Origin of the sequence: Cupriavidus sp. SW-Y-13 (assembly GCF_009793345.1) — a bacterium.
Taxonomy (GTDB): domain Bacteria; phylum Pseudomonadota; class Gammaproteobacteria; order Burkholderiales; family Burkholderiaceae; genus Cupriavidus.
Genome location: NZ_WHLX01000001.1, coordinates 1,950,832 through 1,965,180, shown reverse-complemented (window position 1 = coordinate 1,965,180; position 14,349 = coordinate 1,950,832). Strand labels below are relative to the sequence as shown.

The following is a 14,349-nucleotide window of genomic DNA, read 5'->3' as shown; positions in this document are numbered from 1 at the left end:
CTTTTTGTCCATGTCCCCGACCCTGCTGATCGCCGACGACGAACTGCTGCTCGCCCGTGTCCTCGAGGCCGAACTGAAAGCCCTGTGGCCTGACGCCACGATCTCCGCCGTGGTGCACGACGGCGTGTCCGCCCTCGACGCCGCGCGCGAGCACCAACCCGATGTAGCCTTCCTCGATATCCGCATGCCGGGCATGAGCGGCATGGATGTGGCCCGCGAATTGATCGAGTTCGACCGCCCGCCGCTGGTGGTCTTCGTCACCGCGTACGACCAGTTTGCGCTCGAAGCATTTGAACGTGCTGCGGTGGACTACGTACTCAAGCCGGTGCAGCACGAGCGGCTGGAAGCCACGGTGGATCGGCTCAAGGCAAGGCTGGCCGCCAAGGCGGTTGAAGAAGACGAGGAGGCTTCGACCACCGACATCGGCACGATGGTCGATGCCGACCGGCTCGCGCAACTGCTGCATCGGCTGGAATCGCTGGAGCGTCCCGCTGCGGCACGTGGCCAGTACCTGCGGTTCATCAAGGCGCTGGTGGGGCAGGAGGTACGCATCATTCCGGTGGACGAAGTGGTCTACCTCGCCGCCACCGACAAGTACGTCAATGTGGTATCCACCAGCGGCGAAGCACTGATCCGCACGAGCCTGCGTGAACTCACGCAGCAGCTTGATCCGGACCGCTTCTGGCAGATCCATCGTGGAACGGTGGTGAACATCGATTGCGTGGCGAGCGCGGTGAATCAGTCGCTGGGACGGCTGTCGCTGAAACTGCGTGATCGACCGGAATCGCTGCCGGTGGCGCGGCAGTACGCGCATTTGTTCAAGCAGATGTAGGGCACGTTTGCTTTGCTCTCGGTGTTCTCCCCTCTCCCTCCGGGAGAGGGGTGGGGGAGAGGGCCAGCGGTGCAAAATGCGACGCGGTCGGCAAGCAGAGCCTCCAGCCCTCTCCCCCAACCCCTCTCCCGCTGTGCGGGAGAGGGGAGCAAAACCAGCGAGGGAGAGAGCCGCACAGGCATTCTTCTTGCACTACCATCCCACCATCCATCTACCCAGGAAGCCCTCATGCCCCGCGTATTCGTCTACGGCACCCTGCGTGCCGGCGAGGTCAACGATCTGAACCGTGCCGCCGATCGTCACGGCATCCAACCGCCGATATTGCTCGGCACAGGCAACGTGTCAGGGCGTCTGCATGACTTCGGCACCTATCCCGGCCTCGTGCTGGATGCCGCCGCAGGCTCGGTCATCGGCGATATCTACGACATCCCCGACGCGCTGCTGCCGGTGCTCGACGAAATCGAGGAGGTATACCCCGGGCAGGCCACGCTGTTCATTCGAGAATCCCGGGTGGTGATGCTTGATGGCGCGCCGACCGACTGCCTGCTGTACCCCGTAGCCGAATCCGCCGTAGCCGGTCTCGCTCGTATCGACAGCGGCGACTGGGTGGCTTACCGTCAGGCACGCGACACGGCCGCCGCCGCAGCCTGAAACTTCCGTGTTTCAAACGCCGGTGCACACGTTGCAGCGGCGTTAGCATGGCTCCCGACATTCCTTTCCGTCGAGACCATGGCCTTCATCCCCATCCGTTTCCGCATCGATACCGGCACCCTCCGTCTGGAGGCTTCGGCCTGGGGCGATCCCGCGCAGCCGGTGGTCGTGCTGGTCCACGGCTATCCGGACAACCGCCATGTCTGGCAGGCTGTGGCGCAGGAGCTGGCCGCGCGCTTTCATGTGATTGCCTATGACGTGCGCGGCGCCGGTGCATCGGATGCACCGCCGAACGTCGCCGACTATCGGCTGGAGCGGCTGGCCGACGATTTCATCGCGGTGATCGATGCCGTCTCGCCCAATCGCCCGGTGCATCTGGTCGGGCACGACTGGGGATCGATCCAGGGCTGGGAGTTTGTGACCGATCCGCGCCTGTATGGGCGCATCGCGTCGTTCACCTCGTGTTCGGGGCCGAGTCTCGATTACGCGGCGCAGTCGCTGCGGCAGGGCGGGCGCCGCCAAAAGGGCCAATGGACGGCCACCCTGCGGCAGGCGCTGGCGTCCTGGTACATCGTCTTCTTCCATATTCCGAAGCTGCCCGAATGGCACTGGCGGCTCTGGCTCGGCCGCCACTGGCCCACGTGGCTACGCATGACCGAAGGGCTCCACACTGCCGCCAACCCCACGCAGACCGCCGATGGGGTGCAGGGCCTGCGCCTGTATCGCGCCAATTTCCGCGCGCGGCTGCGCGCGCCGAGGGATCGCCGGCCGCATGCGCCGATCCAGGTCATCGTGCCCACGCGCGACCGCTACGTCAGGCCGGCGCTGACCGAGGATCTGGGGCTCTGGGTAGCGCAACTTTGGCGCCGACAGATCGACGCCCATCACTGGCTCCCCCTGGCTCAACCGCAGCGCATGGCGGCCATGGTGGGCGAGTTTGTTGACCATATCGGCGGCGCGCCGGCATCCCCTGCATTGGAGCGCGCCCGCGTGACCTCTGAGGCTGCCAAAATTTCATGATGTGGAATGATGTTTTGGCCCGCAAAAATACATAGGTGCGTAGCACAAGCGCCATTTCTCATCATGAAAGAACACTTGCCGCATCGTGAAATTGCATCGGCAAGTCATTGAATTGACGTAATTAATTTCCCTGTGCGAAAACACACGGGAGGCTTGTTGCGACGCGGGAGCTTTCCCTACACTCTTATATAAGACACATGACCTGAGGCGCCGCAAACGATGGCGCCAGGGTCGTCCCCCAGGAGAGTGAACATGACGTCGCGCCAACAACAGATCGAAGCCCTGCAGAAGGATTGGGACACGAACCCGCGCTGGAAGGGTGTGCAACGTCATTTCACTGCCGAAGATGTGGTGCGCTTGCGGGGTTCGGTGCAGATCGAGCATACGCTGGCTCGCCGTGGTGCCGAGAAGCTCTGGCATCTGTTGAACACCGAACCGTTCGTCAATACGCTCGGCGCGCTCACCGGTAATCAGGCCATGCAGCAGGTGAAGGCGGGTCTCAAGGCCATCTACCTGTCGGGCTGGCAAGTGGCTGGCGACGCCAATCTCGCTGGCGAGATGTATCCCGACCAGTCGCTGTATCCGGCCAACTCGGTGCCGATGGTCGTCAAGCGCATCAACAACACGTTCCAGCGCGCCGATCAAATTCAGTGGAGCGAAGGCAAGGGCGACACCGATTTCTTCGCACCGATCGTGGCAGATGCCGAAGCGGGTTTCGGTGGCGTGCTCAATGCATTCGAACTGATGAAGTCGATGATCGAGGCTGGCGCCGCTGGCGTGCACTTCGAAGATCAACTGGCGTCGGTGAAGAAGTGCGGCCACATGGGCGGCAAGGTGCTGGTGCCCACCCGCGAAGCCGTGGCCAAGCTGACCGCCGCGCGACTGGCTGCCGACGTCTCGGGCGTGCCGACCCTCGTCATTGCCCGTACCGATGCCGAAGCGGCCGATCTGCTGACCTCGGACGTGGACGAGCGCGACCAGCCGTTCCTGACCGGCGAGCGCACCGTGGAAGGGTTCTACCGCACCAGGCCGGGTATCGATCAGTCGATCGCCCGCGCGCTGGCCTACGCCGAAGTGGCGGACCTCGTCTGGTGCGAAACCGGCAAGCCAGACCTGGAGTTCGCCAAGAAATTTGCCGATGCGGTGCATGCGAAATTCCCGGGCAAGATGCTGGCCTACAACTGCTCGCCGTCGTTCAACTGGAAGAAGAACCTCGACGATGCCACCATCGCCAAGTTCCAGCGCGAACTGGGTGCGATGGGCTACAAGTTCCAGTTCATCACGCTGGCTGGCTTCCACTCGCTGAACTACTCGATGTTCAATCTGGCGTACGGCTACGCCCGCCACCAGATGTCGGCGTTCGTGGAGTTGCAGGAGTCGGAATTCGCCGCCGCCGAGAAGGGGTTCACCGCCGTCAAGCACCAGCGCGAAGTGGGCACCGGTTACTTCGACGCCGTGACGCAGACCATCGAAGGCGGCCAGTCATCGACCACCGCATTGAAGGGATCGACCGAGGACGAGCAGTTCTTCGAAGACAAGAAGGTGGCCTGACGAATTTGGCAGGAAGGCAGGGAGAGGAAGGGGAAAGCAGGAGAGAGAAGGGTAATTCGGGAAGCGGCGCGCGACCATCGTGCCGCTTGGTTTGGCCCCGCGTCGGCAACCCCGACGCGGGTTTTTTACGAGACATCATAAAAACGATGCTGGCGTCGTTGCCGCTGCCGCGCCGTACCGTTTGTACTGTCTGCGGCAGCGGCGCCTAGCCAGCACCGCTGCGCTTCGTTTTTCTGATGTCTCGTGAAGCGTGCAGTTACCGATAAACAATCACTGGAATATCCGTATGTGTCAGGACTTTCTGGGTCTCGCTGCCGAGCAGCAGGCCCGATAGCCCGCGCCGGCCGTGCGACGCCATGAAGATCACGTCGCAGCCATGACGCTCCGCCGCGTCGATGATGCCGAGGTAGGGCACTGCGAAGGTGCTCATGTCGGCGTCGAAGGGCAGGCCATCGGCCACGGCGGCGCTTTCGATTTCCTTCAGGTAGAGCCGTGCCTGGTTCTCGATGCGTTCCTTGAACGCTTGCGGGGCCTCGACCACGATCTCGCTGAAGGGCGTATACGGATACTCCTCCAGGCAGACGTAGGCGGTAACGCGTGCGCCAATGGCCTTGGCCAGTTCCAGGCCACCGTCGATGGCTTTTTTCGACAGTTCCGAACCGTCGGTGGGTAACAGGATGTGCTTGAACATACCGGACCTCCTTGCGCGAGTGGACGGGGAAGCAGGCGATCAGTGCGTGCCTGTGTGATTCGATTGTAGTCAGTGTGCAGTCTGCGTCATTGCCATTTATCAAGAAAATGCGATTGCGCACGCATTTAAAACGTGGTTCAGGCAACCACCGCGTGCACTTCGGCGGCGGCACTGGTCGGCGCCTGTTCCGCGCGGCGCCAGTAGGCGGGGTTGCCGTAGGTGTTCTTGAGATGGTCGATGAACAGGCGCACGCGCAGCGGCAGGTGCTTGCGCTGCGGGAAGACGGCGTGGATGCCGATGGGTGGCGCCTGGAATTCGTCGAGCACGGTCACGAGGTGGCCGCTGACGATTTCCTGGCCAACTTCCCACCAGGAGCGCCACGCCAGACCGTGGCCCTGCAGGCACCAGGCGTGAAGCACGGCGCCGTCAGTGCATTCCATGGTTCCGCCCACCTTGACGGTGACGGCGCGGCCATCCTGCTGGAAGACCCAGCCGCGCTGCACGTTGGCGCTGGCGCCGAAGGCCAGGCAGTTGTGGCGCGACAGGTCTTCGGGCAGTTGCGGCGTGCCAGCGCGGGCCAGATATTCGGGCGAGGCCACCACGACGCGGCGGTTCTCGGCCAGCCGGATGGAGACGAGGCTGGAATCGGGCAGGTCGCCGAGGCGGATGGCGCAGTCGAACCCTTCGTTGACGAGGTCGACCACGCGGTCGGAAAGATCGAGCGTCAGGGTGACGTCCGGGTGGGATTCAATGAACAGCGGCACCAGCGGCGCCACGTGCTTGCGGCCGAAGCCCGCCGGAGCCGTCACGCGCAGGTGGCCGCTGGCCTTGACGCCACCGGCCGAGACGCTGGCCTCGGCATTGTGCAGGTCGTTCAGGATGCGTTGGCAGTCTTCGAGGAAGGCCGAGCCTTCGAAGGTGAGCGTGATCTTGCGGGTGGTGCGGACCAGAAGCTTGACGCCGAGACGCTCTTCGAGCGCGTCGATGCGGCGGCCGATGATCGCTGGTGCCACGCCTTCGGCGGCAGCGGCGGCAGAGAGGCTGCCACGTGACGCTACCGATACAAAAGTCTCGAGCTGCTTGAAATGATCCACGATTGTTAGCTCGCTGATATACGAGTCTTGATGAGGATGGCCAAGATTAGTAGCGGAAAAGTAAAAGATCAAGTGACCCGGTCCGACTTTGCCGCACTGCAGCGTCTCTCTACAATGCACTGCATTCAAACGTGTACAGGCTGACTCAGTCCTTCGATGAACAAGATTCGCGCAGTCGTTTTCGATGCCTACGGCACGCTGTTCGACGTGTATTCCGTCACGGCGCGCGCGGAGCAACTGTTCCCGGGCAAGGGCGAGGCCCTGGCGCTGCTCTGGCGCGAGCGGCAGATCGACTACACGCGCCTGCGTTCGCTGGCCGCGCCGGACGGGGCGCGCTACAAGCCGTTCTGGGATATCACGATCGATGCGTTGCGCTATGCGGCGGATCGGCTGGGTTTGAAGCTGGACGAAGCCACCGAAGCGCAGATGCTCAAGGAGTACGCATGCCTCTCGGCATTCCCCGAGAATCTGAGCGTGCTCAAGCGCCTGCGCCGTGCGGAGCTGCCGCTGGGCATCCTGTCCAACGGCAATCCGCAGATGCTCGACATCGCGGTCAAGAGCGCAGGTATGCACGGCTTGTTCGACCACGTGCTGTCGGTGGATGCGGTGCGCCAGTACAAGACCGCGCCGGCAGCGTATGCGCTCGGTCCGCAGGCATTCAACCTGCCGGCCAGCGAGATTTTGTTTGTGTCGTCGAACTGCTGGGACGCATGCGGCGCCACCTGGTTTGGCTACACCACTTTCTGGATTAACCGTGCCGGACACCCGGCGGAGCGCCTCGACGTGGCGCCCACCGGCACCGGGCACGACATGAACGACCTGCTCGACTTTGTCACTGCCGCTGGCGTGACGGTCTGAGCCAGGCCAACCCTCGATCACCATCGCATACAGGAGAAGACTGATGGCTATCACGCTGCCCGCGGGCATGAAGATTACCGGCGAGATCCTGCCGGCCTACGAAGACATCCTCACGCCGGAAGCCCTGGCCCTGGTGGACAAGCTGCACCGCGCCTTCGAGCCGCGCCGCCAGGAACTGCTGGCTGCGCGCGTCGAGCGCGCCAAGCGCCTCGATGCCGGCGAAATCCCCGACTTCCTGCCGGAAACGAAGAACATCCGTGAAGGCGACTGGCAAGTGGCCCCGGTGCCGCCGGCACTGGAATGCCGCCGCGTGGAAATCACGGGTCCGGTCGAAGCCAAGATGGTGATCAACGCCTTCAACTCGGGCGCTGACAGCTACATGACCGACTTCGAGGATTCGAACACCCCGAACTGGCACAACCAGATGCAGGGTCAGGTCAACCTGAAGGCTGCCGTGCGCCGCACGCTGACGCTGGACAGCAACGGCAAGCACTACAAGCTGAACGACAAGATCGCCACGCTGCAAGTGCGTCCGCGCGGCTGGCACCTGGAAGAGAAGCACGTCACCATCGACGGCAAGCGCATCTCGGGCGGCATCTTCGACTTCGCGCTGTTCCTGTTCCACAACGCGAAGGAGCAGCTCGCACGCGGCGATGGCCCGTTCTTCTACCTGCCGAAGATGGAAAGCCATCTGGAAGCCCGCCTCTGGAACGACATCTTCGTGATGGCGCAGAAGGAAGTGGGTCTGCCGCAAGGTACGGTCAAGGCCACGGTGCTGATCGAAACGATCCTGGCCGCGTTCGAAATGGAAGAAATCCTGTACGAACTGCGCGACCACAGCGCTGGCCTGAACGCTGGCCGTTGGGACTACATCTTCTCGTGCATCAAGAAGTTCAAGGTGGACAAGAACTTCTGCCTGGCCGACCGCGCCAAGGTGACGATGACCGCGCCGTTCATGCGCTCGTACGCACTGCTGCTGCTGAAGACCTGCCACAAGCGCGGTGCACCGGCCATCGGCGGCATGAGCGCGCTGATCCCGATCAAGAACGATCCGGAGAAGAACGCCATCGCCATGGAAGGCATCATCAGCGACAAGCGTCGCGATGCCACGGACGGCTACGACGGCGGCTGGGTGGCTCACCCGGGCCTGGTGGCACCGGCCATGAAGGAGTTCGTGGATGTGCTGGGTGACAAGCCCAACCAGTTCGGCAAGCAACGCATGGACGTGGAAGTGAAGGCGGCAGACCTGCTGAACTTCCAGCCCGAAACGCCGATCACCGAGCACGGCCTGCGCATGAACATCAACGTGGGCATCCATTACCTGGGCGCCTGGCTGGCCGGTAACGGCTGCGTGCCGATCCACAACCTGATGGAAGACGCCGCTACCGCAGAGATCTCGCGCTCGCAGGTGTGGCAGTGGATCCGCTCGCCGAAGGGCAAGCTCGAAGATGGCCGCAAGGTCACCGCCGAACTGGTGCGCGCGCTGATTCCGGAAGAACTGGCAAAGGTCAAGGAAGTGGCCGGCACCGGCCCCACCTACGACCGCGCCGCCCAGATCTTCGAACAGATGTCGACGTCGGAAGATTTTGCAGAGTTCCTGACGCTGCCGCTGTACGAAGAGGTCTGATCGACAATCTCTGTCGGTTTGCTCCCCTCTCCCGCTTGCGGGAGAGGGGCAGGGGGTGAGGGCAAGCGGTACAACTTGCGATGTGGTCGGCAAGCAGACCCTCCAGCCCTCTCCCCCAACCCCTCTCCCATTTCATGGGAGAGGGGAGCCAGACAGCCCAACCGCCACCACATCCCCCGCTCGAAACCCGCATAATACGGAGAACTACGATTTGGGAGAGTGAAGTTGCGTTTCGAGCATCTGGTTGAGATCAATGACCCCAACAACCCTGGCCTGGAGCCGCTCTCGGCGGATCAACTCTGGCAGGGGCTTGTGCTGCGGGCCGAATCGCCCGAGCTGTTCGTGCTGGGCCTGGACCGCGCGGAAGTCACGGAGCGGGGCGAGGGCTGGATCGAGCGCGTGCTGCATTTCGGCCAGGCCAATATTCGCGACCGCGTGGTATTCGAGCCGCGCCGCATGGTGCGTTACGAAACCAAGCCCACCGCCGAACACGCAGGCGGTTCGCTCTCGATGATCATCGAAACCCCGACGCCCGTCGCGTTGCTGGTGCGCTTCATCTACGAAACGACCATGCCCAATGTGGATGCCATGGGCGACGACCGCTACGCCGAGATCGTGAAGTCTGCCTATCACGAGGCCGACCTCGACACCGTTCGCAAGATTCGCGAGATTGCCGCCACGGGGCAACTCGGGTGAGCGGCCCATCCACTGCGCCGGCACGTACCGGCAGCGGGGATGCAAACGGAGGAGGGAGCGGCGGCATGGGTGGTGAACCCGAGCCGCCACGCGGCGGACCCACGCGCGCCGAGCTGCGCGCCCGCTATGGTCCGCGCCTGCGTTGGCTGATCCTGATGACGTTGATGCTCGGCACGATGTCTTCCATCGTGTCGTCGACCATCGTCAACGTCGCCATTCCCGACCTCAGCCGACATTTCACGCTGGGGCAGGAGCGCGCCCAGTGGGTGGCCGCCAGCTTCATGATTGCCATGACGCTGTCGATGCTGCTGACGCCGTGGCTGCTGAATCGCTACGGCCTGCGCCGCACGTTCATCGGCACGCTGATCCTGCTCGGCGCCGGGGGCCTGATCGGCGGATTCTCTCCGACCTTCGGTGTCATGCTGGCGATGCGCGTGGCCGAGGGCATCGCAGCCGGCATTCTTCAGCCGCTGCCCAATATTTTCATCCTGCGCTTCTTCGAGGAACGCGAGCAAGGCAAGGCGCTGTCGCTATTCGGCTTCGGCGTCGTGCTGGCGCCGGCCATCGGGCCTAGCCTGGGCGGCTTCCTCGTAGAACTGTTCGGCTGGCGCTCGATCTTCTTCGTGGTGGTGCCGCTGACACTGGCCGGCCTCTGGATGGCGCGGCGTTACATGGCCGTGGACTCGTCGATGATGGGCGAGCGCAAGCCGCTGGACTGGCGAGGGCTGGCGCTGGTCGGCGTGGCGACGGTCAGCCTGCTCAATGGCGTGGTGGAACTGCGCAATGACCTGACGGCGGGCCTGATGCTGGCCGGCTTCGGCGTGGTGATGTTGGTCGGCTTCGTGGCCTGGCAACTGCGCGCACCGGATCCGCTGATGAACATGCGGCTCTACAGCTATCGCCAGTTCTCGGCCGGCGCCGTGGTGGCGTTTATCTATGGGGCGGGGCTGTTCGGCTCGACGTACCTGCTGCCGGTCTACATGCAGACCGCGCTGGCCTATACGCCTTCGGCGGCCGGTCTGGTGCTGATGCCCGCAGGCATTGCGCTGGCCGTGACCATTGCCATTGCTGGCCGGCTGACCAACCGCATCCTGCCGCATCGGCAGGTCTCGTTCGGACTGGCGCTGCTCGCGGGTTCGTTCCTGCTGATGGCGACCGGATCGCTGGCCACGCCTTACGTGCTGCTGGTGCTGTACGCGGTGATTGGGCGAATCGGGCTGGGGTGCATCCTGCCTTCGCTGACACTCGGGTCGATGCGCGGCGTGGATTTCTCGCTGATCGCACAGGGATCGAGCTGTATCAATTTCGTGCGGCAACTGGGCGGCGCTATCGGCGTGAGCCTGGCCGGGGTAGGCCTGCAATGGCGCCTGGGCCACCACGGCGCCGACCTGACGGCCGGCGGCGGTGCGGCCGCCGAAGCGGCCCGTATTCATGCCTTCGACGAGACCTTCCTGGCGGTAGGACTCGTCATTGCCACGGCGATTCTCGCGGCGTGGCGGATCAGGCCAAAACCCGCGCTGGGTGAGGGCGGGTCGACGGCTTAACTTTCCTTGCCAGCCAGCAGGTCGCCAACCAGTTCGACGTACTTCTGCTTGGCGTCATCCTGGCTGGTGCCCTTCAGGGCTTCCCACGCCTCGAATTTGTAGCGGCCAACGAAATCGGTCATGCCCGGCTTGTCACCGTGCGCATCGCCCTCGGCACCTTGCTTGTACAGCGCGTACAGGCGCAGCAGCGTCATGTTGTTGGGACGCTCGGACAGCGTCTTGACGTCGAGTTGTGCCTGGTCGAAACGGGCTTGCAGGTCGCTCATGGAGGGCTCCAGTTAGGGGTGTCGATAGCAGTGGCCGATGATATCGCCAAGCCGCGCCCGTTTCAGACAAGAAAATAAGAGGGAGGCTTCGGTTCTCGATGCGGCGATGTGCGGATCGGCGCGGTGGCAAGGATCTCGCGGAACACGCGCCTGGCTCCCATGCAGCTTCCCCCCGACAGCGATTACAATCGCTGCCATGTCCTGGATCCTTGCTGTAGAGACCTCCACAGAGTGGTGTTCCGTCGCTCTCGGGCGCGCCGCCGCTGACGGCGCCCTCGAGTGTTTTTCCCGCCATGAGCACACCGGCGCGCGTTCGTCGTCGCGGGTGTTGCCGGCTGCCGCCGAGGTGCTGGCCGAAGCCGGTATCAAGCTGGCCGACTGTGCCGCGATTGCCTTTGGCGCCGGCCCCGGCTCATTCACTGGCCTGCGTACCGCTTGTGGCGTGGCGCAAGGGCTGGCCTTCGGTGCCGAACTGCCCGTGATTCCCGTCAACGTCCTGATGGCGTGTGCCGAAAGTGCGCGTGGCGCCATGCCGATGCCGGCTGATGTCTCGGTCCTCGTGGCGCTCGATGCGCGCATGGACGAAGCCTATTCGGCGTGTTTCCAGTGGAAGGCGGGCGAATGGTCGATGACGGGTGCCATGGGTGTGGGCGCGCCGGAAGCTATCGTGCGGCCCGACGGCGAGTTCTGGCTGGTCGGTAACGGTGCGGCCGTGTTCGGCGAGCGGCTTGACGTGGCCGCGCAGGCTAGCCGCGTGTTGCCCGAGGCCATGCCCGACGCGCGGGCCATGGTAGCCATCGGCCTGCGGGCGCTCGCCCGGGGCGAGACCATCGACGCGGCCGAGGCCATGCCGATCTACGTGCGCGACAAGGTGGCCCAGACGATCGCCGAGCGCGCGGTCGTGGCTGCCGAGAAAGCCGAAAAGCTCAAGGCCGCCCAAGCGGCCGGAGGAGGCGCACCATGAGCGCCGCGATGCTGCCCGATCCGGCGGATCGTCCGCTGCAGCCGTCATGGCCGACGATTCCCGCCATGCCGACGCTTTCTCCCGGCTGGGCGCTGGACCACATGACCGCGCGCGACCTGCAAGCCGTGGCCGAGATCGAACTGCGCGCTTACTCCCATCCATGGACGCGCGGGAATTTTGAGAATTCTCTCAAGGCGGGCCACCGCGGGCTGACGCTACGCGACCCTTCGAATACGCTGGTCGGCTACGCGATGCTGATGCCGGTGGTCGACGAGATGCATCTGCTGAACATCACCGTCGATCCCGCCCGCCAACGCCAGGGCCTGGGCCGGCTGCTGCTGGCCATCGCGCTGGCCACCACGCACGACAGCAATCTCCATACGATGCTGCTCGAAGTGCGGCCGTCGAATCTCGGCGCGCTGGCGCTCTACGTGGAAGCCGGTTTCGTCGAGATCGGGCGCCGCAAGGGGTACTACCCGGCCACGGCGCTGGGCCGCGAGGATGCACTGGTGCTGCGCCGCATGTGGTCGGAAGGCGCGGAAGGAGAGTCGGCATGACGCGCCGCGCGCTGTTCCTCGAAGCGCTGGGCATCCCTGTGGAATGGGTGCCACGCAATGCCGTGTCCGCAACGGAAGCCGACAGCGAGACTGTTGTCGAAGCCGATGTGGCGCGGGTTGAGCCGCCACCCGAGGTGGTTGTCCGCGAGGCGGTGGCGATAACGGCAGCGTCCGATGTCGCGCGCGATGCCGTCCTCGATGCCCCAGTCGATACCGCCCCGGAACCCGCCGACCTTGCCGAAACCATCGAGGCATTCGATGCCCCCGGCGAAGCAGCGCCGCGTCCGGTGCGACAACCTTCCGCCGATCCGCAAGCCCAGACCGATCGCGAAGCCGCCATCGCCACGATGGACTGGCCCGCGCTGGCCGACAGTATAGCCAAATGCACGGCCTGCGGGCTGTGCAACACCCGGACCAACACCGTGTTCGGCGTGGGCGACCAGCAGGCCGAATGGATGTTCGTTGGCGAGGCGCCCGGAGAGAACGAGGATCTGCAAGGCGAGCCTTTCGTCGGCCAGGCGGGCAAGTTGCTCGACAATATGCTCGGCGCACTGGGACTGGCGCGAGGCCGCAACGTCTATATCGCCAACGTGCTCAAGTGCCGCCCGCCCGGTAACCGCAATCCGGAGCCAGAAGAGGTGGCGTTGTGCGAACCACACCTGAAGCGCCAGATCGCGTTGATCAAGCCGAAGGTGATTGTCGTGCTGGGACGCTTTGCCGCGCAGACTTTGCTGCGGTCGGATACGCCGATCGGCAAGCTGCGAAACACCGTCTACGCCTATGAAGGCATCCCGGTCGTGGTGACCTATCACCCGGCCTATCTGCTACGCACATTGACCGACAAGGCTCGCGCCTGGGAGGACCTGTGCCTGGCCCGCGAGGTACACCATCGTGCGGGAGCTCAAGCCTGATCTCGTGCAACCGGGCACGCCGGGCGGCACCGTGCCGACCGGTGCCGATGCACGCGTGCCGCTCTGGCGCACCGCCCCGTCGCAGCGTACGCGAGACCTGGCGTGGTGTACGTTATCGCCGCCGCTGTTGTCGGCGCTACCTGATGAATACCATCGCGAAGTTGCCCGGCTGGCGCAGTGGCCGGCTGGCGCTCGCGCAGCCTGGCAGGCATGGCTCGGTTATGCCGATCCCGGTACGCTCCCCGAGACCATCGCAGAACTGAGCGGGCACCCTGACCCCACGGGCAGCCGCAGCCTCCGGCTGGGCCGGCATGCCGAGCGGTTGCTGCATTTCGCGCTTCAGCACGCACCGGGCATGACGCTGATGTCGGCCAATGTGCCGATCCGCCGTGCCAACGGGCATGGCATCCAGACCCTTGGCGAACTCGACCTGATCTGGCGGGACCCTGCACAGGACCAGGTCGTGCATTGGGAGATGGCAGCCAAGTTCTACCTGATGGTCGATGGCGTGGCGGACCGTCGCGCGTTCGTGGGGCCGAACCTGGTAGACCGTCTGGGCGACAAACTCGATCACATCGTGCGGCGTCAGTTGCCGCTGGGCCGGACAACCGAGGCCGAGGCGCTGGTCGGTGCTCCCGTGAACCGTAGCGAAATCTATCTGCTGGGCTGGCTGTTCTATCGCGACGGGGTGCTGCCGCCGGGACTCGCATCGCTCGGAATTGCGCCCGATCATCTGCATGGCTGGTGGTCCACGCTCGATGCCTGGTATGCGCGCGCCGCCGCGCAGGATCATGGCACCACCCGCTGGTGCCGCCTGCCGCGCGTGGACTGGCTGTGTGGGGCACGTGTGAGCGAGGCTGGCACCGAGGACGCCGCCACGTTGCGCGACGCGCTGGCGCGGCGCTTTGCCGATCCGGAGCAGGTGTGGCGCCGCGAGGCGCCAGTGATGATCTGCGAACTGGAACCGGCGGTGAACGAGCCTGGCGTCTGGGTGGAGCGGTCGCGCGGATTTGTCGTGCCGCCAGATTGGGAGGCGAGGGCGGCGCTGCGAGCCACCCGTCCATAGAAAAAGCCGCCTGGGCAGATG

The 14,349-nt window shown here is 64.5% G+C and carries 15 protein-coding genes; 12 read left to right on the top strand and 3 right to left on the bottom strand.

Going from position 1 to position 14,349, the window contains the following annotated elements:
• Positions 1–10 precede the first annotated feature (10 nt).
• The 4 genes from GA566_RS08765 (at position 11) to aceA (ending at position 4,054) form a co-directional block, all read left to right on the top strand.
• On the top strand, positions 11–832 hold the full coding sequence (locus tag GA566_RS08765; RefSeq protein ID WP_137924004.1) for a LytTR family DNA-binding domain-containing protein: 822 nt from the start codon (positions 11–13) through the stop codon (positions 830–832).
• Positions 833–1,060: 228 nt separating this feature from the next.
• Complete coding sequence (locus tag GA566_RS08760; protein ID WP_160472524.1) at positions 1,061–1,483, top strand: gamma-glutamylcyclotransferase; 423 nt, start codon at positions 1,061–1,063, stop codon at positions 1,481–1,483.
• A gap of 78 nt (positions 1,484–1,561) precedes the next feature.
• Complete coding sequence (locus GA566_RS08755; RefSeq protein WP_160472523.1) at positions 1,562–2,503, top strand: alpha/beta fold hydrolase; 942 nt, start codon at positions 1,562–1,564, stop codon at positions 2,501–2,503.
• A gap of 252 nt (positions 2,504–2,755) precedes the next feature.
• Positions 2,756–4,054 (top strand): isocitrate lyase, encoded by a 1,299-nt coding sequence (aceA, locus tag GA566_RS08750; RefSeq protein WP_160472522.1) that lies wholly within the window; start codon positions 2,756–2,758, stop codon positions 4,052–4,054.
• Positions 4,055–4,310: 256 nt separating this feature from the next.
• On the opposite strand, the gene GA566_RS08745 is transcribed toward aceA, so the two are convergent.
• Both GA566_RS08745 and GA566_RS08740 read right to left on the bottom strand, forming a co-directional pair.
• Positions 4,311–4,745 carry a universal stress protein gene (locus GA566_RS08745; RefSeq protein WP_137924008.1) on the bottom strand — a complete coding sequence of 145 codons (435 nt, stop codon included), beginning with the start codon at positions 4,743–4,745 and terminating at the stop codon, positions 4,311–4,313.
• A gap of 137 nt (positions 4,746–4,882) precedes the next feature.
• Entirely contained in the window at positions 4,883–5,911 is a 1,029-nt protein-coding gene (locus GA566_RS08740) for a LysR substrate-binding domain-containing protein (RefSeq protein WP_370459282.1), read from the bottom strand.
• Between the two features lie 84 nt (positions 5,912–5,995).
• Between GA566_RS08740 and GA566_RS08735 the strand changes: the two genes are divergently transcribed.
• The 4 genes from GA566_RS08735 to GA566_RS08720 all read left to right on the top strand — a co-directional run bounded on the left by GA566_RS08735 (position 5,996) and on the right by GA566_RS08720 (position 10,564).
• Positions 5,996–6,697, top strand: a complete 702-nt coding sequence (locus GA566_RS08735; RefSeq protein ID WP_137924010.1) for a haloacid dehalogenase type II — start codon at positions 5,996–5,998, stop codon at positions 6,695–6,697.
• Between the two features lie 43 nt (positions 6,698–6,740).
• Positions 6,741–8,324 (top strand): malate synthase A, encoded by a 1,584-nt coding sequence (aceB, locus tag GA566_RS08730; RefSeq protein ID WP_137924011.1) that lies wholly within the window; start codon positions 6,741–6,743, stop codon positions 8,322–8,324.
• Between the two features lie 225 nt (positions 8,325–8,549).
• Positions 8,550–9,020: an SRPBCC family protein gene (locus GA566_RS08725; RefSeq protein WP_137924035.1), complete on the top strand. Its 471-nt coding sequence runs from the start codon at positions 8,550–8,552 to the stop codon at positions 9,018–9,020.
• Positions 9,021–9,085: 65 nt separating this feature from the next.
• Positions 9,086–10,564, top strand: a complete 1,479-nt coding sequence (locus GA566_RS08720) for a DHA2 family efflux MFS transporter permease subunit (RefSeq protein ID WP_202126676.1) — start codon at positions 9,086–9,088, stop codon at positions 10,562–10,564.
• Here GA566_RS08720 and GA566_RS08715 read toward each other — a convergent pair.
• Positions 10,561–10,830, bottom strand: a complete 270-nt coding sequence (locus tag GA566_RS08715; RefSeq protein WP_160472520.1) for an acyl-CoA-binding protein — start codon at positions 10,828–10,830, stop codon at positions 10,561–10,563. The two genes, GA566_RS08720 and GA566_RS08715, sit on opposite strands and share 4 nt — an antisense overlap.
• A gap of 196 nt (positions 10,831–11,026) precedes the next feature.
• On the opposite strand from GA566_RS08715, the gene tsaB reads away from it, so the two are divergent.
• Genes tsaB through GA566_RS08695 form a run of 4 tightly spaced genes read left to right on the top strand, consistent with a single transcriptional unit; the run spans position 11,027 to position 14,328 of the window.
• Positions 11,027–11,794 (top strand): tRNA (adenosine(37)-N6)-threonylcarbamoyltransferase complex dimerization subunit type 1 TsaB, encoded by a 768-nt coding sequence (tsaB, locus tag GA566_RS08710; protein WP_160472519.1) that lies wholly within the window; start codon positions 11,027–11,029, stop codon positions 11,792–11,794.
• Positions 11,791–12,351, top strand: coding sequence for a ribosomal protein S18-alanine N-acetyltransferase (rimI, locus tag GA566_RS08705; protein WP_137924015.1), 561 nt, complete (start codon positions 11,791–11,793; stop codon positions 12,349–12,351). Before tsaB ends, rimI begins: the two co-directional genes overlap by 4 nt.
• Positions 12,348–13,262 (top strand): uracil-DNA glycosylase family protein, encoded by a 915-nt coding sequence (locus tag GA566_RS08700; RefSeq protein WP_160472518.1) that lies wholly within the window; start codon positions 12,348–12,350, stop codon positions 13,260–13,262. Before rimI ends, GA566_RS08700 begins: the two co-directional genes overlap by 4 nt.
• Positions 13,243–14,328: a DUF1853 family protein gene (locus GA566_RS08695; RefSeq protein WP_160472517.1), complete on the top strand. Its 1,086-nt coding sequence runs from the start codon at positions 13,243–13,245 to the stop codon at positions 14,326–14,328. Before GA566_RS08700 ends, GA566_RS08695 begins: the two co-directional genes overlap by 20 nt.
• Positions 14,329–14,349: the final 21 nt, after the last annotated feature.